The organism is Microcoleus sp. A006_D1 (genome assembly GCF_036702805.1).
GTDB lineage: Bacteria > Cyanobacteriota > Cyanobacteriia > Cyanobacteriales > Microcoleaceae > Microcoleus.
Map to the genome: position 1 here is coordinate 52,804 of NZ_JAUBVZ010000002.1, position 21,810 is coordinate 74,613.

The 21,810-nt window shown below is 47.1% G+C and carries 18 protein-coding genes; 10 read left to right on the plus strand and 8 right to left on the minus strand.

The window, feature by feature from the left end; genetic code table 11:
• Window positions 1-34: 34 nt before the first annotated feature.
• Both QUB68_RS03125 and QUB68_RS03130 read right to left on the minus strand, forming a co-directional pair.
• Window positions 35-640 (minus strand): RloB family protein, encoded by a 606-nt coding sequence (locus QUB68_RS03125; protein ID WP_332989316.1) that lies wholly within the window; start codon window positions 638-640, stop codon window positions 35-37.
• Window positions 594-2,048 carry an AAA family ATPase gene (locus tag QUB68_RS03130; RefSeq protein ID WP_332989318.1) on the minus strand — a complete coding sequence of 485 codons (1,455 nt, stop codon included), beginning with the start codon at window positions 2,046-2,048 and terminating at the stop codon, window positions 594-596. The genes QUB68_RS03125 and QUB68_RS03130 overlap by 47 nt, the downstream gene beginning before the upstream one ends.
• A 76-nt stretch (window positions 2,049-2,124) precedes the next feature.
• Here QUB68_RS03130 and QUB68_RS03135 point away from each other — a divergent pair, with 76 nt between their 5' ends.
• Window positions 2,125-2,283 carry a hypothetical protein gene (locus QUB68_RS03135; protein WP_332989320.1) on the plus strand — a complete coding sequence of 53 codons (159 nt, stop codon included), beginning with the start codon at window positions 2,125-2,127 and terminating at the stop codon, window positions 2,281-2,283.
• Window positions 2,284-2,334: 51 nt separating this feature from the next.
• Here QUB68_RS03135 and QUB68_RS03140 read toward each other — a convergent pair whose 3' ends face one another.
• Window positions 2,335-4,341: an MASE1 domain-containing protein gene (locus QUB68_RS03140; RefSeq protein WP_332989322.1), complete on the minus strand. Its 2,007-nt coding sequence runs from the start codon at window positions 4,339-4,341 to the stop codon at window positions 2,335-2,337.
• A gap of 737 nt (window positions 4,342-5,078) precedes the next feature.
• Window positions 5,079-5,357, minus strand: a complete 279-nt coding sequence (locus QUB68_RS03145; protein WP_332989324.1) for a hypothetical protein — start codon at window positions 5,355-5,357, stop codon at window positions 5,079-5,081.
• A gap of 596 nt (window positions 5,358-5,953) precedes the next feature.
• Between QUB68_RS03145 and QUB68_RS03150 the strand changes: the two genes are divergently transcribed.
• From QUB68_RS03150 to QUB68_RS03160, 3 genes are all read left to right on the plus strand, one after another.
• The gene (locus tag QUB68_RS03150; protein ID WP_332989326.1) at window positions 5,954-6,100 is read left to right on the plus strand and encodes a hypothetical protein; all 147 of its coding nucleotides are present in this window, start codon (window positions 5,954-5,956) and stop codon (window positions 6,098-6,100) included.
• A gap of 149 nt (window positions 6,101-6,249) precedes the next feature.
• Window positions 6,250-7,476, plus strand: a complete 1,227-nt coding sequence (locus QUB68_RS03155) for a hypothetical protein (RefSeq protein ID WP_332989328.1) — start codon at window positions 6,250-6,252, stop codon at window positions 7,474-7,476.
• A gap of 219 nt (window positions 7,477-7,695) precedes the next feature.
• Entirely contained in the window at window positions 7,696-8,271 is a 576-nt protein-coding gene (locus QUB68_RS03160) for a TIGR04376 family protein (RefSeq protein WP_332989331.1), read from the plus strand.
• Between the two features lie 191 nt (window positions 8,272-8,462).
• Here the strand turns inward: QUB68_RS03160 and QUB68_RS03165 are convergent, their stop codons facing one another.
• Window positions 8,463-14,117, minus strand: a complete 5,655-nt coding sequence (locus tag QUB68_RS03165; RefSeq protein ID WP_332989333.1) for an SdrD B-like domain-containing protein — start codon at window positions 14,115-14,117, stop codon at window positions 8,463-8,465.
• Between the two features lie 346 nt (window positions 14,118-14,463).
• Window positions 14,464-14,586, minus strand: a complete 123-nt coding sequence (locus QUB68_RS03170) for a hypothetical protein (RefSeq protein WP_332989335.1) — start codon at window positions 14,584-14,586, stop codon at window positions 14,464-14,466.
• 38 nt (window positions 14,587-14,624) lie between these two features.
• On the opposite strand from QUB68_RS03170, the gene mtnA reads away from it, so the two are divergent.
• The 3 genes from mtnA (at window position 14,625) to QUB68_RS03185 (ending at window position 17,180) form a co-directional block, all read left to right on the plus strand.
• Window positions 14,625-15,686 carry an S-methyl-5-thioribose-1-phosphate isomerase gene (gene mtnA, locus QUB68_RS03175; RefSeq protein ID WP_332989337.1) on the plus strand — a complete coding sequence of 354 codons (1,062 nt, stop codon included), beginning with the start codon at window positions 14,625-14,627 and terminating at the stop codon, window positions 15,684-15,686.
• Window positions 15,687-15,815: 129 nt separating this feature from the next.
• Window positions 15,816-16,322 carry a type IV pilin-like G/H family protein gene (locus QUB68_RS03180; RefSeq protein WP_332989339.1) on the plus strand — a complete coding sequence of 169 codons (507 nt, stop codon included), beginning with the start codon at window positions 15,816-15,818 and terminating at the stop codon, window positions 16,320-16,322.
• A gap of 3 nt (window positions 16,323-16,325) precedes the next feature.
• Entirely contained in the window at window positions 16,326-17,180 is an 855-nt protein-coding gene (locus QUB68_RS03185; RefSeq protein WP_332989341.1) for a sulfurtransferase, read from the plus strand.
• 142 nt (window positions 17,181-17,322) lie between these two features.
• Here the strand turns inward: QUB68_RS03185 and QUB68_RS03190 are convergent, their stop codons facing one another.
• Window positions 17,323-17,670, minus strand: a complete 348-nt coding sequence (locus QUB68_RS03190; RefSeq protein ID WP_332989343.1) for a hypothetical protein — start codon at window positions 17,668-17,670, stop codon at window positions 17,323-17,325.
• 241 nt (window positions 17,671-17,911) lie between these two features.
• Between QUB68_RS03190 and QUB68_RS03195 the strand changes: the two genes are divergently transcribed.
• From QUB68_RS03195 to QUB68_RS03205, 3 genes are all read left to right on the plus strand, one after another.
• Window positions 17,912-18,883: a cation diffusion facilitator family transporter gene (locus QUB68_RS03195; RefSeq protein WP_332989346.1), complete on the plus strand. Its 972-nt coding sequence runs from the start codon at window positions 17,912-17,914 to the stop codon at window positions 18,881-18,883.
• A gap of 580 nt (window positions 18,884-19,463) precedes the next feature.
• Window positions 19,464-19,559: a photosystem I reaction center subunit XII gene (gene psaM / locus QUB68_RS03200; protein ID WP_015174804.1), complete on the plus strand. Its 96-nt coding sequence runs from the start codon at window positions 19,464-19,466 to the stop codon at window positions 19,557-19,559.
• Window positions 19,560-19,838: 279 nt separating this feature from the next.
• Complete coding sequence (locus QUB68_RS03205) at window positions 19,839-20,252, plus strand: hypothetical protein (RefSeq protein WP_332989348.1); 414 nt, start codon at window positions 19,839-19,841, stop codon at window positions 20,250-20,252.
• A gap of 159 nt (window positions 20,253-20,411) precedes the next feature.
• On the opposite strand, the gene ctpA is transcribed toward QUB68_RS03205, so the two are convergent.
• The gene (gene ctpA, locus QUB68_RS03210) at window positions 20,412-21,701 is read right to left on the minus strand and encodes a carboxyl-terminal processing protease CtpA (protein WP_332989350.1); all 1,290 of its coding nucleotides are present in this window, start codon (window positions 21,699-21,701) and stop codon (window positions 20,412-20,414) included.
• Window positions 21,702-21,810 lie beyond the last annotated feature (109 nt).

Consider the following 21,810-nt stretch of genomic DNA (forward strand, 5'->3'; position numbering starts at 1 on the left):
TAAGTTATCATCCGCCAAAATTAACTAATTTTTACTATTGTTTCAATGCCTTGAGAAGCATCTGAATAACTCGATAAACGTGGGAACCAGGCGTCGGTGGCCAGTGCTGTTGATGATGGGGATGTAAATTATTGGCACGTTGAACAGCATCCTCAATATAGTCCTTAAACGAATCTAAATTAAGATTGCTCTTATTATAGCACCCCAACTTATTTCGCAACCTTGCTTCTACATCTTTGCAGGTTGTATCATTAGGATCTAAGTCATCAAAATGTAAATATAACCAAGCCTCAAAACAAGGATTACTAATACCTAGTTGATAATTTTTCTGTTTGGCTTCACGGCAGATTGCACTGATATTTTTTACTCCCCATCGATCCACATCAAATATTAGCCATAGAGTATCCTCTGGAGTCATATTATATTTTTGTGCAAATTCATCTAATCGATCCAAAACATATTGAGGGGCAGACTTATTATCTTCGCCCGTTGGCAATATTTCTATCTTGATACGAGAGTCACGAAACATCGACAAATATTGCTTTTCAGTTTCCCTACCCTCTGTAGCAATAACAAAAAGTGTGGCATCTCGATTATTGTACTGACGATCTAGGAGCTTGGTTCGATTGCGTTTTTTCATGTTTGCTATCATGTTTGTCAGATGACTCTGTTTCACAATCCAGCCATCCTAAACTACGGATATCTCCAAAGAATGGAATAGCTCCAAATCTACCATTTAAATAGCCTTTTTCGATTTGAACATCTGGTCTAATTTTAAACTCGGCTAGCGAACAAATATGTGATGCACCTTGCTCATTTTTTTCAACAAACCAGATTTCGTCTCTCCGCATAATATCTAAGTCTAGAAGGTTCGTATCATGAGTTGTAAATATTAGTTGGCTCTGACTATTTTTTTGTCTACAATTCAAGGCTATTTCTATAAATTTTCGTGATAGAAGAGGATGAAGACGGCGGTCTAACTCATCCAGTAAAATAACTATCTCAGGATTTTCTTGTAAAGCAAATAGTGCAGGAATTAAGTTAATTAAACGCTGCGTACCTTCGGATTCTTCTTCCATTGAAAAGTCTACAAGATTACCGTTCTCATGACGATGTTGAGTCCTAAGTTGAATGAGGCTTAGCTTACCTTCTACTCCATACTTGAGGAAATATCGTTGACCTGTGAGATTTTCAAGCATTGCAATAGAATTTTCATTGGCATCAGCAAATTTTTGAATGATTTTCTCCTTGATACTATCTGGCATACCTGGGAAATGGCGATCAAAGTCCAAGTCCACTTCTTCTTTTCCTATAGAATCAATACCAGTGCCTGCAAATTTCAAAAAGCTACTTAGAAACTTAGTAAATTGTTCGTTATTTAAAATAGTAAATTCTAGAGCTTCATAGTGAGATTCGGCTGGGATAATAACTAGGACATCTCTGAACCAATCCACAACAGGCTTGACAGTCTGAACATTGCGATCTACAGCTTCTGTTAAGAAAAGTTGATTGGGACGTGTTCCCTGTGTAATAAAGTCTAGAAACTGTTCTTGTTTTTTGCTCCGGCCTTTGAGGGCAGATCCATACTCTACTTTAGTTTCTTTGTTTTCAGAAGTGAGCCGTTCAAAAAAAGGTACTTCCCGTTTTTTGCCTGCGGGGGTTATGTAAAGCCATTCTTCAATTATTTGGGTAGCATTTAACTTAAATCCATAGGAATAAAGATTCCCGTGATGAGTAAAAATAAATTCAAACTTGCTAGGTTTTTTACTGTTATTACCTAATTTAAATGGAGTAACTAGAATAGCCTGACTACTACGTGTTCCTTCTACAATCAAATCCTTGGCGAAATCAATTGCCTTAATCAGGTTAGATTTGCCTGCTGCATTGGCGCCATAAATAGCAGAGATAGGCAAAAGTGACCGTCCCTTACCTGCTGTATCTACAGCCAGATGGTCTGCATGATGTTGGTCACTGCTAACAGCTACCATACTGAACGTTGTTTCTTCCCTGAAGGACAGGAAGTTCTCTATGGTTACTTGGACTAACATAGCTATTTCACTGACTTAGGGGGTTTGATGATGGTTACTATAACAATTTACTCAATAGTGCCACAAAATCCGAGTTATGGAGATTTTTACTCCTAAATCGTTGTTTTGTGTAACAAATTTAGAGCTGAGGGATGATTGGTACACACTCAAACTCAAAAAAATGGAAGAGTTTGTTTTGACTTGTGAGTCGATCGCCCTTCGTCACTTCCTCACACGCGATCGCACTTGCGTGTAATCTGGGATAGGATGCAAGTGCGATCGACCGGCCGATCGCTGATTCGGACAACTACAGGCATTCTAATCGCGCCGCCAGAACTTTTTGCTGCACCGGTAGCTCAATCACAAATTCTGTCCCCTTGGAGGGTTCGGAAACGCATTTCAAATGTCCGCGATGTTTTTCTGCAACAATCTGGTAGCTAATCGACAATCCTAGCCCCGTACCTTGTCCGACGGGTTTTGTGGTGAAAAACGGGTCGAAGATGCGTTCCTGGGTTGATGGGGATATGCCAGTGCCATTATCTTTAATCCTAATCTTAACCCATTGGGAGTCTATAATTTCAGTGGCGATCGCGATCGTCGGCATAAAACCCTCATTCCCGCGAGCTTGACTCATCAAAGCATCAATGGCATTGTTCAGAATATTCATCAACACCTGATTGAGTTGGCCTGCGTAGCATTCCACCGCCGGCAAGATGCCGTACTGCTTCACAATCTGAATCTCCGGGCGATCGGTTTTGGACTTGAGCCGGCTTTGCAAAATGATCAGAGTGCTGTCAATTCCTTCATGAATATTTACAGCCTTCATATCTGCCTGATCTAGACGCGAAAAGTTGCGCAGCGTCAGCACAATCTCTCGGATGCGCTCAGCACCCATTTTCATGGAAATCAGCAATTTAGGCAAGTCTTCGATCAGGAAATCCAGCTCAATTGCCTCTGTTAACTCTTGAATCTGCGGATTAATATCGCTATATTCCTGTCGGTACAAGTCGATTAACTTTAAAAGTGCTTGAGAGTGTTCTGCGGCATGATCGATATTGCCGTAAATAAAGCTGACAGGATTGTTGATTTCGTGAGCGACTCCAGCCACCAGTTGTCCCAGACTTGACATTTTTTCAGTTTGAATCAGTTGCGCTTGAGCATTTTTTAGGTCTTGCAGCGTTCGCTCCACAGTCATTTTTTGCTGTTGCAGAGAAGTAATTAGTTGAGTCTTGTCAACTTCAGATTGTCGCAGCGCAATTTCAGCTTGCTGGCGTTCGGCAATTTCCACTTGCAGTATTTCATTGGTTTCTGTCAAACTGAGAGTGCGTTCTTCAACTCGCATTTCCAGCGTTTCATTTGCCACTTTCAGCCCGATTTCTGCCTGTTTTCGCTCCAATAAAACGGCAGATAAAAGCAGCGTTGAAACTGCCACTACTCCCATAAAAGTTTGCAACAATATTAATGACTCGTTCAAGGAAGCGCGCAGGAAAGAACTGGTGCCATTCACCGTACCCCACAGCGCCAAACTCGATACAAAGACAATGGCAGCAGTTGCACCGTGCTGTCCAAATCTAAATGCCGCCCACCACAGGCAAGGCAGCATCATGTATTGTACGGGATAGTTATCCCAAAAAGCAAGTTTGCCAGTCCCCATCAACAAGCTCAAAAGTAGCAATCCTTCAATCCATTTCTGGCTCTGCCAGCGCATCGGGGGTACTCGCTGCCAAACCAGCAGCAGGGGCAAAAATACTATAATACTAATTGCATTTCCCGTCCACCAAGTCAACCAAAGAAACCCGTAATCCGTCCATTGGGAAATTCCGCCCAAGCAAATTACTGTCACTCCCATCGTGGCGTTTAATCCGGTGCAAATAGCAACAATTAGCACAAATTTTAGTACGGAGTTTGCCGAACCAAAAGGTGCGAAAATCGGGATGAATTGCCGGATGAGTCTACTTCCTAATCCCGCCTCAATTGCGGCTCCTAAAGAGCCGACAGAGCAGACAACTATCGATATCAACAAGTCGTTAGATCCATCAGAGTAGTTGGGGATTGCCGTTATAAAATCAGCGATTAAAATTGCTGGAAAAATGTTATATCCTCGCCACAGCATGGCACCCCAAGCGATCGCAGAAGGGAACCAAACGGCTGTAATACTACCGGGCGGAATTGGCAGAGCTACTGCCATGCCTAGTTTTCCTGAACCGTAGTAAATTATGCCGATCGCGCTGACAATTGCCAGCCACTTTAATCTTCTGGTAAAATTTAATTTTTGCGTTAGGAAAGCTCGGTATTTTCTCGGATATAGTTTCATGATTGCCAAGAAATAATATAAAATTTTGGCAGATTTCGGCTCGATTCTGCTTCAAAATAGGACTCAAGTGACTTGGGAAAGGGATATTTTTTAAAGGGATCGTTAGGTGCGACATACGTAAGTATATCGGTGATGGTGCGGACAAATTTAATGCCAGCGCTCGCCGACAGTTGCAAAACAGTTCGCAGTAGATTGATCGGTGTCACGCTTGGTATTCTGTTACCTCTAAAAGTCTCAATTACACATTACTCGATCCCCTTGGCATCTGGTGAAAAATGGGTAGGTGAGAGCAGCGTCCAAAGTGTTTCGATTTGTGACGAGTTGTTGGTTTTGTGGCAGTTTGATTCCCTAAGGTTCGATCGAGCTTATGCTTCAGGCGCCATCCTCTTTAATGGATGCAATAGATGCTAGATTCCTGAAGGCGGATAGCTGGGCAACGAATACTTGTGCTTGCTCATGCGAGTGAATTAAGTTAACGAGGGAGATTCGCCAGCGATCGACCAATATATCACTAACAATACCTTTGAGATGGTGGCTCCGCCAGCGGACAATGTTCCGCCAGATTGCTTTTTGAGTGGAAACCAAGACTTGCGCGACTCACCAGGCTGGGGTGAAGTATTCAAAGGTTAACCGTTTTACTCAATTAATGATTTGAAATATAACTCTCAACTTAAAAAGACAAGCTCTGGTTTTTAGACATCAAACAGAGAGCAGAGAATGCCGTCACTGGTTGCTCGTTAATTTGCCCCGCTCTGAAGCCTGCTAACGGCGAGTTGATTAATCGATCGATCGCGCGCCAGACCATCGTCCGCTGTTTCGTGGCGATCGCACAGCACCCGATGCTTGTTGACAGACAATTGTTTGTATGATATTAAAATACTTAGGGCTTGTTTAACAAAAATTCCTGTAAAAATTCCCAAGAGCGATCGAGCCTCGGAAATTTTCATCAGATATTTTTGAGCCATCGCACCAACCCAGACAATATTGAACGCCAAAACTCGATTTATTAAAGTCATTGCGCGATTTGGATTCAATTTTGCCAAGGAGAAACCGGGTTGTTTGGTGCATCTGATATCGGTCACTATTACAAAAAAATAATTTTAGTCTGAGGACTAGCGTCCGATCGACAAAAAAGGTAAATCAGGTAAATTTAGAGTTTGCTGCTTTCTGGGAAAATTCGATCGCCCTCACTGTATAAGTAAATCTTATATGTTCGACAGCATGAATTTCATATTGTCATGTTACGAATTGTATTCTCAAAAAAATCCCAAAATTAATGAGAATTATTATGATTAAGCCGAGGATTTTGCGGGATTTGAGGCTAGATTGCTAAAATGTGATGAAGCTATGGTACTGTTAAAGTTATACAATCTGGAGCAAGTTATTGCTCTCAAGCAAACAAGCCAATAAATTTAAGAGGGCTACAAGTATGAAACCCCGATCGAATCTGGAAACCAAGGGCAAAGGGCGAGACAACCCAGGTTTTTGAGCAGAGAATCAAAGTAAAGTTTTGTGTCAAAAGCTGCGCAGTCCTAGGGCGTGGGGGGTTGACAAAAGCGGTAAAATGCGATGAAAAAGTCAGAGCAAGCAAGACTAACAGCAGAAAAGAGCAGTGAAAAAGCCTAAAACCCGTGAAACAAAAGTCGATCGGGCTTGCAGCAATCCCCAAGAAAAAAATGCAACTGCAAGCTGGCGCTTCAAACCCATAGGCAGTATACCATTTCCCAATCTCAAATCTCACGGCTCCCATGCAAAATAGTGTAAGTTCACCCAGGACTAAAAATATGGTGGTAGGTGAGATACAATTGACCTGTTCTGAGCAAAGAATTGGTAAATATTAGAAGTATCCTGTAGAAGTCTGAAGTTGAGAACCTCAGGGTTGTCGGGGAGCGGGAGTAACATAAAACTATGCCTCAAAAAGTAATCGCCAAACAGATGTCTTTGGAATCATCGTCAGAGCCGATCGCCGTGAAGGCGACAGTCGAAACCGTGCCAGCCGAAGCAGTGGCAGTAGAGTCCTACGCCGATCGGTTGATGGACGAATTGTTTGAAGGAGTCGATCGAGCATTCGACGGCAGCGGCACGCAGCCACCGGAACCCGTGGCGCCAGAATTCGTGGCGCTCAAATCGATCTCGGTACCTCAAATAGTTTTGTCGCAGTTGGCGCCAGAGCCTCCGCGAAGCGGCGAAAAAGACGTAGCAGCGATCGCCCGCCAAGTCGCCCTAGAAACAACCAAAAAACAGCAGTCCAAACAATCATTCGACAAAATCCTGCTGGGAGCAGCCTGCGGCTCGCTGCTGCTAGTCATGGGATTGTGGCTGGCAAGTAGGTCGGGACTGGTGCGCTTGCCAACAGCCCCCGCCCCGCAGACGCCGGCAGCAAGTGGCAAAACCGCACCAGACACCCAGTTTGTCGAATACGTGCAGCGCTCGCTAGTGGCGATCGAACAAAAGAAAGCACCTCAAGCACTGCCACAACTAGCGGGAGTTTCCGGAGCCACTACCCCAGGGACGCTGCCGAGCATTTCAATTTCCGGTCAGCCGCCGGCAACCGCAGGTCTTTCGACAGCAGTCAACCGCATCGCTAATGCCCTAGAACAAGTCGCCGCGCAGCCGGGAGCACCTGCACCACAAGTGGTAGTCATCCCGCCTCCGGCTCAGGTGACAGTGGCTCCCGCTGCTCCGGCTCAGGTGACTGTCACTCAGGCTCCTCAAACGGCCTCGGTTTCCCCATCGCCTACGGCCACAGCCTCCGGTAGAGCGATCGCCGCTGCTGGCAATCGCACTCCCCTCGCCGCTTCCCCGAACCCCTCCGAGTCTCCCCAGCCCAAGATTTTGGCTCGCGAAACCGAACCAGCACCAGCACCAGCAGCTCAGCAATCCGCGCCCGCGCCCAGGCCGCAATCGGCACCGGCTGCTGGTACCGCGTCGATTTCGGCGCACACGCTGGTAGGAATTTTGGAATTGGGCGATCGATCGGCTGCTTTGTTTGAAGTAGACGGTGTAGCCCGCAGAATTTATGTCGGCGAAAGCATCGGCGCTAGCGGTTGGACTCTGGCAGAAATCAAAAATCAAGAAGCAGTTATCCGCAAGGGTGGAGATGTGCGATCGGTTTTTGTCGGACAAAAGTTCTAATTAGTCATCAGTCACCCGTCATTGGTCATCAGTCATTAGTTATGAGTTTGGTAATGGGTAATTGGTAATTGGTAATTGGTAATTGGCAATTATGAGACTGTACCTCACAAGGGTTGTAAACAGTTATAATCAGTAACAACTAATGACTGATGACCGCTCGCCAGTGACTAACAACTAATGACTAACAACTAATGACCAATGACTGAGGAATTATAAAAAATGGGCTTATTTGACGATTTCAGCCGTTTTCTAGAAACCAGATTAGAAGAATTTTTGCGCAGCAATCCCCATCTGGAATTGCAGGCAATAGAAGAACAACTGAAGGAACAAGAAGAAGACACGCTGCGGCTGATTCTCGACATTCAGAAACAAGAGAAAACACTGCAAGCAGAAATCCTCTCCGCCGCCCAAGAAATTCAGCGCTGGAACGATCGCGCAAACAAAGCTAAAGCAGCTCAAAGGCTCGATTTAGCTCAAGCAGCCCAAGAGCGCCAAGCAGCTTTGCTCCGTCAGGGAAATCAGCGCTGGGGACAAATGCAAGGCTGCAAAGAACGGATAGAGAAAGCCAAAGAATTGTACCGCCAAATTCAAGTGCGGCGCAAAGAAGTTCGAGCCAAAGCAGCAGAAGCCGCAACTCGAACTACCACGAAAACAGAGCCGAATTGGGATACAAAGGGTTGGAATCAGACTTCTAATTATAGCAGTTTTAATGCGGCAGATCCTTTAGAAGAAAAGTTTCAACACTGGGAAGCTCAGGAAGAGCTCGATCGCATGAAGCGCAATATGGGTCGATAGTTACCAAAGTAGCTCGATTCTGTAATGCGGACTGCTCGGGAAATCTGACGCGCCGTCCAAATATTTGCCAACAACCAATGGCTCGGGTAGGGCGAGCGATCAAACTTGAGATTAAATGCAATTCTAGAATCTTGTAGGGACGATCGATCGTCCCTACAAGATTCTAACTTAGTTGATGAAGCGCGATCGAACTACAGGATCGCAAAATCTGTAGCAGTAATCAGGCTCGTCGGCACATTGCTGAGAGTTGCCAGAAGTTGACCCGAACCGGTAACTCGGATCAGAGTAGAACTATTCTCGGCCACAATGCTCAGTTGTGAGAAATTCAGACCGTTAATTAAGCCGATCGAATCCAAGCCACCTTGAAAGTCTAAAATAGTCTCGCTGCCGAGGTCAAGACCTAAGATAAATCGATCGCTCCCAGTGCCTCCAATCAGAGTATCATTCCCCTCATCTCCAAACAACCAATCATCCCCAGCACCGCCGAGCAAACTATCCTCATCCTTCCCGCCGTAAAGAGTATCATTTCCAGCATCGCCGTTAACAGTATCCTGACCTTCATTGCCAAACAGCAAATCGTTGCCAGAACCGCCGCAGATTTGGTCTTGTCCGCCAGCAGAACCGACAGGGAGACGGCTGCCAATATCCCCGTACACAGTATCTTCCCCGTCGCCTCCGCAGATAGTATCGCTGCCCTGGTCGCCAAACAGCAAGTCATTGCCCAACTCGCCCACGAGCACATCGTTGCCCTTGCCGGCGCGTACAGTATCATTGCCGTCACCACCTGCGATCGTATCTTGACCTTCCTGACCGCTGAGGAAGTCATTCCCCGCCAAACCGAACAGCAAATCGTTACCATTCAAATCCGGGTCGAACGGGTTAAGAGTTCCCCCGTAAATAGTATCGTTACCCTGGTCACCAATTAAAGTATCGCTATCCTTGTCGCCAAAAATAATATCATTATCTTTGCCACCGTAAACAACATCATTGTTCTCGCCCGCAAAGATCAAATCATTTCCAGCCACCCCGTTGAGGTAATCATTACCCTCATTGCCAAACAGCGTATCCCTGTCTATATTTGGGCCAACCGGGAAATTGCTGTTAAGTCCCCCATAAATATTATCATTTCCCCGCAACCCTGCCAACAAATCATTGCCGTCAAAGCCGTTGATTTCGTCACCGTTATTAGTGCCCAGAATAGTGTCATTGCCGTTAGTACCGTTGCGGGTATTCGTGACAGAACTCGGGCCGCGAATACTGCCAAGACTCGGCAAAACAATTTGCGAACAAATACAGTCAGCATCTTCTCCTGGCGGTGTTGGTGTTGGTGTGGGTGTTGGTGTTGGCGTTGGCGTTGGCGTTGGTGTTGGTGCTTGGGTGAAGGAATTGCCAAAGTTAATACTGCCAACATTCGTACCGCTGACAGCAATAACATCAGCAGGATTCGCAGTAGTTCGAGTCCAACCAGGTTGATTGACTTCCCGAACTCGATAAGTTCCCGGGCCTAAATTAGTAAAACTGTAGCCCCCCAAACTATCAGTTGCAGTGTTAACTTCTCCCCCATTTAAAGAATCGTCGCCGTTAGCATCAAGGAAAATTTGCCAGTTAGGCAATAGCGGTTCTTGAGCATCCAAAACCCCGTTATTGTTGAGGTCATTAAACTTGCTACCCGAGATGCTAATATTTTGGAAATTGCCGAAGTTAACGTTCGATCGACTTTCGCCGCTACCCAGATTAATCGCCGCCGGATTAGCAGTCGTTTGTGTCCAACCAGTCTGCTGCACTTCCCGCACGTTGTAAGTATTGCTGGAGTTGAGGTTGGTGAAACTGTAATTGCCATTCGAGCCAGTGGTAACAGAAGTTTCGCCCGAATCTAAAGAGTTGTTCCCGTTAGCATCTAAGAAAATTTGCCATCCCGAAAGACCGATTTCCCCTGCATCTTGAGTGCCGTTACCGTTGGCATCGTTGAATTTTAGACCGCTGATGCTGCCTTGCTGCGCCGGAGTCGGAGTCGTAATCGGAGTCGGAGTTGGAGTGGGAGTCGGAGTTGGAGTGGGAGTCGGAGTCGGAACCGTCAATGGGCTATTCCCGAAATTCACCACAGCGGGAGTCGTTTGGCCAGCAGCCAGCGTCACCGAAACCGGATTGGCAGTAGTTGGTTGGCTTCCGGCCGGCACAATTTCCCGCACGTTGTAAGTAGCTGCGGGCAAGTTGGGGAAATTAAAGCTGCCGTTGGCACCTGTAGTCACCGAAGTTTCTCCAGCACCAAGAATGCCATCATTGTTAGTGTCGAGGAAAACAGTCACTCCAGCGACGCCAAGTTCTCCGGTTGTTTGAGTGCCATTGCCGTCAGCGTCGTTAAATTTGACACCAGTAATGCTGCCAAGTACGGAGGGTGTCGGAACCGGAATCTGTTGATTGCCGAAATTCACCACAGCGGGAGTCGTTTGCCCAGCAGCCAGCGTCACTGAAACTGGATTGGGAGTGGTGGTTTGGAAGATTGGTGGCACAATTTCCCGGACGCTGTAAGTACCCGCGGGCAAGTTGGGGAAATTGAAGCTGCCGAGAGGACTGGTAGTTATTGCCGAAGTTTCTCCAGCGCCGAGAATGCCGTCATTATTAGTGTCGAGGAAAATAGTAATCCCTGGTACACCGAGTTCTCCGGCTGTTTGAGTGCCGTTGCCGTCTGAGTCGTTAAATTTGATACCAGTAATGCTGCCGAGTACGGCAGGTGTCGGAGTCGGAACTGGCAATGGGCGATTCCCGAAATTCACCGTAGCCGGAGTAGTCTGTCCAGCAGCCAGCGTCACCGCAACCCGATTGGGAGTCGTAGGTTGACTTCCGGCTGGCACAATTTCCTGAACGTTGTAAGTACCAGCAGGCAAGTTGGGGAAATTAAAGTTTCCGTTAGCGCCCGTAATCACCGAAGTTTCTCCAGCGCCCAGAACGCCGTCACCGTTAGTATCGAGGAAAACAGTCACTCCAGCGACGCCAAGTTCTCCCGCTGTTTGAGTGCCGTTGCCGTCAACGTCGTTAAATTTGATACCAGTAATGCTGCCAAGTACAGGGGGTATCGGTTGATTCCCGAAATTCACCGTAGTTGTTTGGCCAGCCGCCAGCGCTACTGAAACTGGATTGGGAGTAGTTGGTCGGTTTCCAGGAGGCACAATTTCCCGAACGTTGTAATTAGCTGCGGGCAAGTTGGGGAAGTTAAAGTTTCCGTTAGCACCCGTAGTCACCGAAGTTTCCCCAGCGCCGAGAACGCCGTCACCGTTTGTGTCTAGGAAAACAGTCACTCCGGGGAGACCGAGTTCTGTGGCTGTTTGAGTGCCGTTGCCGTCAATGTCGTTAAATTTGATACCAGTAATGCTGCCCAGCGGCGCGACAACAGGTATCGGCTGTGCGGAAAATTCGGAGGTGTTGCCAGCAGCGTCAATTGCTGTGGCAGCGATTAATTGACCGGGAGCAACTGCTACAGGGAAAACTTGATTGAAGGTGGCGTTACCGGCAGCATCAGTTGTTACTGTGGCAGAACCGATTAAGGTTTGACCTTGGGTGCCGGGGGGAGTGTTCGCGAAAAATTGCAGGGTAAAGGTGTTGCTGGGAATGCTGTTGAAGGTTCCGGCGACGGTGACGTTGCCAGGGCCGACATTGGCGGTGGTGAGTACGGGGAAGTTTTGGAGGAGGTTGGGCCCTATGTCTGGATCGCCCAGATCGTTGGCGGTGCTGCCGTTGTTGCCGAGGTCGATGCCTAGGCCGGCGTTGGCGAAGATCGAGTTGTTTTGGATGCGGTTGCCGGTGCCGGAGTCAACACCTACGCCGATATTGCCGTTGTTGGCGATGATATTTCCTTCACCTGCTGCCGTACCGCCGATCGCATTATTACTTGCCGCAGCGATAATCTGTACTCCTAGCGAACTATTGCCTAAGGGGCTAGTACCGTTGGCTGCAACGCCGATCGAATTGCCGCGCAGGGTGTTTCCTGTTGCAGAAGCGCCTGTAATCTGGACGCCTAAACCGGCGCTGGGACTGCTGTTGCCGGAAATGATATTGCCAGCGCCGGCCACACTACCGCCAATCGTGTTGTTGGGTGCATTGTTTACAACCACACCAATAATGTTTGGCACCGCAGCAGTCCCAGCGGAGTTGGTGCCGATGTAGTTGCCGAGTACAGAGTTGAGAGTGGCATTGGCGTTGAGAATTTGCACGCCGAAACCGAGATTCCCGGAAATGATGTTGCGATCGCCCGCAGCAGTCCCGCCGATCGTGTTGCTGGCAGCATCCTGTATGAGTACGCCAGTCAAAGTGTTGCCCAAGCCTGCGTTACCGCTGACATCGGTGCCGATGAAGTTGCCTGAGACTCGGTTGCCTGTGGCAGCATTGCTGGTAGCAGGGTTGTTTTGAATGACTACACCGAAAGCATTATTGCCGGAAATGATGTTGCGCGCACCTGCGGTATTTCCGCCGATCGTATTGCCGGGAGCATTCTGGATCGCTACGCCAAAACCGGTGTTGCCCAAGTCTGCTGTACCGTTGATGTCAGTGCCGATGAAGTTGCCCAGTACAGTGTTGCCTGTGGCAGTGGCTGCATCGATGAACACGCCAGCGCCACTACCGTTTCCAGAGATCAAATTGCGATCGCCCAGATTAGTCCCGCCAATCGTGTTGTTGGGCGCACCTTGAACCTGTATGCCAGTGCCACCGTTGGGCACAGCACCAGTGCCTGCGGCGTTGGTGCCGATGTAGTTACCTCGGACAATGTTATTTGCAGCACCAGTGTTGTTGAGCCACACGCCGAAAAGACTGTTGCCAGAAATGATGTTGCGATCGGCTGCTGTACTTCCGCCGATCGTGTTGCCCGGTGCATTGTCAACTACCACGCCACTGACGTTTGCCAAGGCAGCAGTCCCTACAGGATTGGTGCCAATGTAGTTGCCCCGCACTACGTTTCCCGTCGAAGTGTTGCCTGCGATGAAGATCCCGGAGTTGCTGAAGCGATTGATCGCTAGTCCTTGGACGGTGCTGTTGCTGCCGATGATGATTAGGCCGTTGATCCCAGGCCCGGCATTGACACCACTTAGCTCAATCAGTACCGTGGCTGGAGCAGTCACAGTCGCAGGAGTCGCCCCTCCTGGTTGGCTGAAACCGTCGATAGTTACAGCCGCGGTGATGGGTGGCAAAGAAGTCAGGGGCGCGATCGTCTGCGCGCCTGTACCTATGGCAAAGTTAATATTGTGCGGTGGTGCAGCAGTAGCATTAGCATCTAAAATCGCTTGCCGCAGCGAACCCAGCCCAGCATCGTTGGTATTAGTAACAACAAACGTAGCCAAGGCGTGCGCGTAATTTGCCATCACCTCCGGCTCGATCGCCAATCCCGTCTCTATCACTCCTGTTGCATATTCAAGCAACCAGTTGCCGCCTTTTTCGGCACTCCCGGTAATATCAGCAGAAGCAGCAACATTAGCTTTTGTTAACTTGCTCAGCTTTTGTACAAAAGCTTCTCCCTTTTCACCCGCAGCTACGTTACATCCGTAGAGCAGAATTTCAAATCGATTTTGAATTGAATTGACAGATGACGAAAACCACCGTTTCCAACAGTCGCGATATGTTTCTAAATTGTCGGAATTCAGGCTAGTTTTTCCTAGCTGCAAACTCCCCGATTCCCCGTGAGAAATAATGTGAACGCTTTCTATACCTTTGTGGCTTTGCAATGCTTCGGAAATTTGTTCGATGCCGTCACGCGTGCGATCGACTAAAATGACCTCAATCCCCGGTTTCACACCCGCAGCCAGACTCTGCCAATCTTCAACTGCTGAATCTACGAAGACTATTTGTAAGTTTTTCATAATTACCTTTCCCTCATGCACCTAAGTAGGTTTCCAAAATGTTGTTTCCGTGCGATCGGCCGAACTTCCAGCTACAGATACGGCTACCACAAAACCAGCCTTCAACTCAGTAAAAGTTGCACACACTAAAGTTTTACAATTATCTATTTCTGTGATTTTTGTGAATTTGTTAGAGATCGAAAGTTGGTCGATCGCACTTTCTCCTTCTCAACTTAAAAAAGACTGACCCCACGTACAACTAGCTTGTTCCCGATTCCGGAAATATTTCAAAAAATGTCAATCTAATTTATAAAACTTAATGTTATTTTTTTTACTAAGTACAAAAATGTGCAAAAATAATGCAACTCTACGCAAGTTCCAAACCCAGAAAGTGGTAAGTATCCAGCAATTCTCCAATCTCAAACCCCAGGACAGGGATTTTGGCAAATCCAGCGCCTCCCTCGTAACATACAGGAATAGTCGCCTTCATGGCATCATAGAAACTTGTCCCTCACATCATTGAAATCGATGACAGCTCAAAACTCCCCCGTTTCCCCCGTCACCTGGCTTGAAAACCGAGTTATACTAATTGACCAAAATCGATTGCCTCAAGAATACACGACTGTGGAAATTAGTCGCAGCAACGACATGGCTGAGGCGATTAAAACTATGATCGTTCGAGGTGCTCCGGCGATTGGGGTAGCAGCAGCTTACGGGATGTATTTGGGGGCGCGAGAAATCGAAACGGGCGATCGCACCGAATTTCTGGCTAAACTAGAACAAGTTGGTGATTTATTGCGATCGACTCGTCCCACAGCAGTTAATTTATTTTGGGCGATATCCCGAATGCTCAAAACAGCAAATCAAACTAGCGGTTCCGTCGAACAAGTACAGAAAACTTTGTTAGAAATGGCTAAAACCATTCAAGCAGAAGACGTGCAAACTTGCAAAGATATCGGCGACAAAGGTTTAGAAGTTCTGCCAAGTACACCCGAAAAATTGAACTTACTAACTCACTGCAATGCCGGTGCATTAGCAACTGCCGGCTACGGTACAGCATTAGGTGTATTTCGTTCTGCTTGGCGAGAAGGCAGACTCGGCAGAGTTTTTGCAGACGAAACACGGCCCCGTCTCCAAGGTGCCAAACTCACCACTTGGGAATGCGTGCAAGAAGGAATTCCCGTCACATTAATCGCCGACAATATGGCCGCCCACTGTATGAAACTCGGCATGATTCACGCCGTAGTTGTCGGCGCAGACAGAATCGCTGCTAACGGCGACGCCGCCAATAAAATTGGCACTTATAGTTTAGCAATTGTTGCCAAAGCTCACAACGTCCCCTTCTTTGTCGCTGCTCCTCTGTCAACAATTGATTTTGAACTTTCCGATGGCAGCAAAATCCCGATTGAAGAACGCGATTCAGTTGAAATGTATCAAGTTGGAACTACTCGAATTTGTCCAGAGGGAGTAGAATTTTACAATCCCGCTTTTGACGTAACTCCGGCGGCATTAATCTCGGGAATTATCACCGAACACGGCACAGTTGCTCCTGGGGCGTTGAAGCAGTTTCAAGCAAAACAATTAGTTTAATTGTATGTTACTCCACCGTTCAGTTGTTCAGTCATTTCTGCAAATAATACCGCTTTCCACAAGTATGTTAATCGATGAACTTGATGTGAAATATGTATGGTAAAATCGGACATCTGTAAGGACACGGCAATGCGGTGTCCTACCGGAATTCAAGTTTTAAGCAATGGTAAAAACATGACTTATAGCTCTCGTAACCAGCAGATAAAAGTTGTTATTACAACTATAATTATACCAGTTTTGTTTCCTACAGTCGCTCATGCTCAGTTGTCGCCAACCCTCAAATCTCAGGAATTAGCAGCTAAACAATATGTCGCAGAAATGAATAAAGCTCAGCAAGACTACTATCGCAACAACACGGGTTTTACAAGTTCTGTTTCTAATCTAGCTCTCGGCATTAAAGCTGACACAGCTAATTACAAATATTCAATTGATACAGTAAACAAAGCTGTATTTAATTATGCAGTGTCGAATCAAGCTAATCTCAAAAGCTTTGTGGGTGGAGTCTTTTTAGCAGGAAGTAAAATCCAAATAATCTTGTGTCAAGCTAATGCTCCAAGTAAGACTAAACCAGCTAATCCCACTAATACCAAAGGGGTTTTAGCCTGCGGTGCTAATACAGCAAAAGTAGCTCAGTAAAGTATGTCTAATTTACTGTGTAATTTACCAGATAATTGGATCGTAAGTGCAGATGTAGCTAAGGAATTGCTGTCAGAAGGAGCTACTCTGCTGGATGCTCGTCAACGTATTTTAAAGTGGTTTTGCCGACTACCATCAGCTATTCCGGTAACTTGGCAGGAATTTTCGCGATCGCACTTTCCGCACAAAGGCAAAATCATCGAACATAATGCAATCTTAACACAAAAACTGCAAGCACTGGGAATTTGTCAAGACCAACCTGTAATCGTCATTGCAGATTCTGTGAAAGGGTGGGGCGAAGACGGGCGAATTGTTTGGATGCTGCGGACTTTGGGACACGAAAAAGCCGTTTTTGTAGATGGAGGATATCGAGCTTTAGTCAAAGCTGGAATTGCTCAAGTAAAAGGTGTAGATCATCCACCGCTACCCGGAGATTTTATCGTATCTCGCCGCTCGAATTGGGAAATTCAGCAAGATGAGTTAAAAGCTATTTTAGGCAATGATAATTTAGTAGTGATTGATGCTAGAGAGCTGCGAGAATATGCAGGAAAAACGCCTTACGGAGAAACGCGGGGCGGCCACATTCCCGGTGCGGTTCATCTCTATTACAAACAGTTAATGAACAAGCAGGGACAATTGCTGGATCGCGAACAAATGGTGGAAATTTTGCAGCAGAAAGGTGTTTCGCTGTCTGCTGAGATTGTGAGTTATTGCTCCGGGGGAATTCGCTCGGCATGGTTGACTTGTGTCTTGACAAGTTTGGGATTTAATGCTAAGAATTATGCAGGTTCAATGTGGGAATGGTCGGCTTCGCCAGCAGATAGCTACCCGTTGGAAAAAATTAAAATTAGCAATTAGTTGTAGTTGTAGGGTGCGTCAGCTTGGAGTCTCTCAATTACCGATAAAATAACCATAGCTGACGCACCCTACTGAGGACAAAACCCAATCATTCTCATGGGAATTAAACCTTGATAAACGGGCGGGTTTCAGGTTGAGCATCTCAACCGACTTGTTCGATATACTGAGCGAGATCGTCGCGCAGGCGGCTGAGTTCGGCTTCGGTGGTGACGCGCAGGCGATCGTCCCTAACGGTAATCAGCACTTTCGCAGCAAAGGGAGTCGCCCAGATATTCGGGTTGCAGAAAACCTCCAAGAATACATCCCCTGCATACCGATATTCCATGGGTTTTTGGGGAGAAGCTTTACCGCCAGCGGTTTTGGCTGCTACGGCTTTCAAGCTGTCCATCAAAGTTGCGATCGCACTTTGCAAATCCCGCGCGGCTTGCGCCGAAAAGCTAAACGAGACAGAACCTTCAACTAAATTCAGTGTCAGCGGAGAAAGAGACATGGGCAATGAAATTTAACATACAATTGTTAATGATAAAAGATATAGTAACCCAAAAGAAGTACCTGCCAGCTAAATTAAGCTGCGAGAATGCTATTAATTAAAAATAATCTCAAGAAGCTAGGCTAAATTAATGAAGATAAATCTAGTCGCCAGCTAGATTCTGCAATACTTTTAACCTGTTATGACTTGATAAGCTTTAAACTAGAAACCTGAAAACTTGACTGCCGATCGAGGAGATTTTATGGTTGCTGATAACCGTTCCGAAGTCCGCAAGGTTTTAATCATTACCTTATTGCTAAATTTGCTGGTGATGGCAATTAAAGCAGCCGTGGGATGGCTGACTGGTTCCCTCAGTTTGCTGGCAGATGCTTTGCACAGCGTCACGGATAGCGCTAATAATATTTTAGGATTGGTAACTAATCATTATGCCAATCCGCAGCCCGATCGCGATCATCCCTACGGACACCAAAAATTTGATGCTCTCGGAGCTCTGGGAATTGCTGCTTTTCTGGGAATTGCCTGTTTTGAAATTCTCAGCGGTGCTGTCGAAAGGCTGATTAACGGGGGTAAAGTTGTCAAAATATCCCCAAATGAACTGTGGATTTTGCTGATTGTACTGGGGATTAATATTTTTGTCACTTTTTACGAGCGCAGAGTTGGCAAACGTCTCGGTAGCGCGATTTTGGTGGCGGATGCTCAACACACGATGAGCGATGTTTGGGTGACAATTATGGTCATCGGCGGGTTGATCGGTGTTTGGCAAGGTCAGGTATTAAATATACCTCAATTGCAATCCCTGGACGTGTTTTTGTCTTTTCCTGTCGCTCTTTTGGTATTTAGCAGCGGTTGGAAAGTTTTAAGGGAAAATTTGCCTTGGTTGGTGGATGAAATGGCGATCGCCCCGGAAGTTATTCAGGCGATCGCCATGGATGTACCCGGAGTGATCAACTGTCACTCGATCGCCTCCCGCGGCCTGATCGGGCGTCAAGTGTTTATTGATATGCACATGGTTGTGGATGCTGTGGATGTAGAAACTGCTCACCGGATTACAGAAGAAGTTGAAGCCCGTTTGGAAGAACGTTTCAGCCCTGTACGCATCTTAATTCACGTTGAGCCCCCGGCTTACCACTCCGACCAAATTAGCTACGATGCCCAAGAGCTGGAAGAGGGAAGAAGCAAGAAGGAAGAAGCAAGAGGTAAGAAGCAAGGATGAAGCAAGAAAGATTTAGGCTGTATTTCCAGCAAATAGCAGGTTGACGGATGAAGGAGCAAGGTGGAAGGGGGTTTTTGCGATCGCAATTCCTGCCATTTTTTAAATGTTATCAATCTGGTGAAAGCGATCGCACTTAATTTAGTTGCAGTTTTCCACAGGAAAAGGGGGGTTTTCCACAGAAATCGGCAAGTTTTCCACAATAACTTTGATAATTATCGCGCCAAAGACTGTTGGTATAAGTTCCAAGTTTTTGGGATTTCTCGGGCCATTTTCTGCCGCCAGTCCCCAGGTATAGCAGTGGATAGTTGACAGTGGACAGTGGACAGTTGACAGTGGACAGTTGACAGTTGCATAACGGGAATCAAATCATTGAGGCTTGACGGGTATCGGCTCTATTTAATTTCACCATTGGGATTGGTGCCGCAGGCACACAAATATTTAGCTCGCTCCTTAAAGTAAATGCAAACTGGGTAAACTTGGTAAGTCTTTAATTTAACGAATTGTTACAAATGATTCCCAAAAGCGCCAATTTGTCTCAAATTAGTGAAAGCTCGTGTCCGCGAAAAGGAGTTTTCCTGATATGTCTTTAACAGATACCCAAGTCTACGTAGCGCTCGTAATTGCTCTGATTCCCGGAATCTTGGCTTTCCGGCTGTCAACTGAACTGTACAAATAGTTTCGAGACACCAGCCGCGAACCGTAAAGCGCCTGTCCCAGCAGTTAAATCTCTCTTATTACAGACAATTGCTGCCACAGTGGAGTAGATTGTTTGTGGTCAGGAAGACGAGACTGCAAGGGCAGGCATTTTTATGGGAAAATTCCGTCCGAACAGCGTCACTCACTCTCAAAAATTTTGGCTGTCAGCACCTGACAAACAGGGGCGGGTGTGCGTTAAGCTCAGAATTTTCTGCGGTCAGCTCTCAAACGTCAGTCTCAGGTATTTGAAAAAAAAATTATGCAAGCGATTCAACCCACCGTTACTCCACTGCGTCCTGTAAAAAACTCCCCTCGGGTTACTCGTCGCAGCAGCAGCAGCCAGCGTTCATACCCTCACCAAACGTTGGCCGCCGAAACAGGAGTCAAGTTAGTAGTCAATATCGTACTTTCAGTATGTGCGACTTCTGCTTTGATTCAGCTTTGGCCTCACTACCGGGCCGTGCAAGAAAAGTTGCAGGAAATCCAAGCTGAAGTGAATCTTACTCAAGAACGAGTAGATAAGTCGCGATCGGACTTTAACCGCTACTTTGACCCCAGTCTGGCAAAAACTGTGATGCAAGAGCAAAGTAATCGAGTCGATCCCCAGCAGCGTGCGGTGATTTTGCAGGAACCTGAAGCACCCGAGGCCGAGGAATCAACCCCGCAACCTTAATCGTCAGACAGCAACCTTAATCTGAAGATTGTTGTAGGATGTGTACCGCGCACACAGAAGAAAGAAGAGCGCACAAATAAGAGCGGGCGGTTGAAACCGCGCCTATACAAACAAAACCCGGATGGTGCGCGGGTTGAAGAAAGGACGGTTGAAATTACCTTATTCTCTTCCGTCCGCGGAGGCCGACATTGTTTGTGTAGACGCGGTTTCAACCGCCATCTTTGCCATCACGGTTTTTTCTTTCAAAAGTTGCAGTGCAGCTTGATATTGCAAGTCGGCTTCGGTGCCAATTCGATCGCGCGCAATGGGTTCTAGCGGCACTAGGCGATCGGGCGCAATCCCCAATTTGTTAATATCCGTGTGGTTCGGCGTCTCGTACTTAGCCACAGTCACAGCCAACCCGGAACCGTCAGACAAATCAAACAGCGACTGAATCAGCCCTTTGCCGAAAGTCTTTTCGCCCACCAGTTGAGCTCTGCCGTTATCTTGCAGCGCACCAGCCAAAATTTCGCTAGCACTGGCCGTTCCCTTGTTCACCAAAACAATTAGCGGATCGCCAGTCAAGGCTTGTCCAGAGGCTTCAAAACTGCCGAGAATGCCTTGTCTGTTGACTGTGTAGACGATCGTCCCGGAATCGAGCCACAAGCGCGCAATTTCAATCCCCGCTTGCAACAGCCCGCCCGGGTTATTCCGCAGGTCGAGAATATAGGCGGCGGCGCCTTGTTTTTCCAAACGGTCGATCGCGTGGGCGACTTCCTCGGTGGCGTTAGCGCTGAATTGACTCAAGCGAATGTAGCCCAGCGGTAAATTCTCCGGCCCCGACTGCAATTCGGCGTAAACCGGATTCAGAGCAATGCGATCGCGCACCAGCTCAATTTCCTCAGCAGCGTCCCTTCCTTCGCGTCCCAAGGTCAAGGTAACAGGAGTGCCGATGCGGCCGCGCATTCGAGTTGCTGCCTCGTCTAGGCTCAATTCTGACGTGGGAGTGCCGTCAATTTTCAAAATGCGATCGAGCGGTTGAATGCCGGCTTTATCCGCTGGCGAACCAGCTAAAGGAGCCACCACTGTCAGGGTATTTGTCTGGGAGTCGATCGCAATTTGCAGCCCGACTCCCGTCAATTCTCCCGAAGTGTTGACCTGCAAACTGCGGTACTGTTCGGGTTTCAGCAGTCGAGTGAAGGGGTCGTCGAGATTCGCCAGCATCCCCTGAATCGCCGTGTAAGTCTGCTGTCTGTCGTTTAGCGGTTGCTTGACGGCTTTTTCGCGAATCGACCACCAGTTTTTAGAATTGAAGCTGTCGTCCACATAAGAGCGGTTGACAATTCGCCAAGCTTCGCTCAAAAGCTGCTGTTCAGGAGTTAGCGCCGCCGCAGGCTGCACCCACGGGCCTAGAACCAGGGCGACTTGGAGGAAAAATAAAATTGCAGTCTGGAAAACTCGTCTGTGCATGATTTTTCTGTAAAAGATAGGCAAGTATGGCATCTGCTGTATTTTTAGTTTGTAGGCTTTTAAGCTTTTGTGCATTCAACTCGCAAGCGAGGCCGTCGTCAAACCTCGG

Excerpts from the sequence above, each read along its gene's own strand:
- QUB68_RS03135 (WP_332989320.1), top strand. The coding sequence starts at position 2,125 with ATGGAGATTTTTACTCCTAAATCGTTGTTTTGTGTAACAAATTTAGAG.
- QUB68_RS03160 (WP_332989331.1), top strand. The coding sequence starts at position 7,696 with ATGGGCTTATTTGACGATTTCAGCCGTTTTCTAGAAACCAGATTAGAA.
- QUB68_RS03125 (WP_332989316.1), bottom strand. The coding sequence starts at position 640 with ATGAAAAAACGCAATCGAACCAAGCTCCTAGATCGTCAGTACAATAAT.
- QUB68_RS03180 (WP_332989339.1), top strand. The coding sequence starts at position 15,816 with ATGCGGTGTCCTACCGGAATTCAAGTTTTAAGCAATGGTAAAAACATG.
- QUB68_RS03145 (WP_332989324.1), bottom strand. The coding sequence starts at position 5,357 with ATGACTTTAATAAATCGAGTTTTGGCGTTCAATATTGTCTGGGTTGGT.
- mtnA (WP_332989337.1), top strand. The coding sequence starts at position 14,625 with ATGACAGCTCAAAACTCCCCCGTTTCCCCCGTCACCTGGCTTGAAAAC.
- QUB68_RS03130 (WP_332989318.1), bottom strand. The coding sequence starts at position 2,048 with ATGTTAGTCCAAGTAACCATAGAGAACTTCCTGTCCTTCAGGGAAGAA.
- QUB68_RS03190 (WP_332989343.1), bottom strand. The coding sequence starts at position 17,670 with ATGTCTCTTTCTCCGCTGACACTGAATTTAGTTGAAGGTTCTGTCTCG.
- QUB68_RS03185 (WP_332989341.1), top strand. The coding sequence starts at position 16,326 with ATGTCTAATTTACTGTGTAATTTACCAGATAATTGGATCGTAAGTGCA.
- QUB68_RS03205 (WP_332989348.1), top strand. The coding sequence starts at position 19,839 with ATGCAAGCGATTCAACCCACCGTTACTCCACTGCGTCCTGTAAAAAAC.
- QUB68_RS03195 (WP_332989346.1), top strand. The coding sequence starts at position 17,912 with ATGGTTGCTGATAACCGTTCCGAAGTCCGCAAGGTTTTAATCATTACC.
- QUB68_RS03165 (WP_332989333.1), bottom strand. The coding sequence starts at position 14,117 with ATGAAAAACTTACAAATAGTCTTCGTAGATTCAGCAGTTGAAGATTGG.
- psaM (WP_015174804.1), top strand. The coding sequence starts at position 19,464 with ATGTCTTTAACAGATACCCAAGTCTACGTAGCGCTCGTAATTGCTCTG.
- ctpA (WP_332989350.1), bottom strand. The coding sequence starts at position 21,701 with ATGCACAGACGAGTTTTCCAGACTGCAATTTTATTTTTCCTCCAAGTC.
- QUB68_RS03155 (WP_332989328.1), top strand. The coding sequence starts at position 6,250 with ATGCCTCAAAAAGTAATCGCCAAACAGATGTCTTTGGAATCATCGTCA.
- QUB68_RS03140 (WP_332989322.1), bottom strand. The coding sequence starts at position 4,341 with ATGAAACTATATCCGAGAAAATACCGAGCTTTCCTAACGCAAAAATTA.
- QUB68_RS03170 (WP_332989335.1), bottom strand. The coding sequence starts at position 14,586 with ATGAAGGCGACTATTCCTGTATGTTACGAGGGAGGCGCTGGATTTGCC.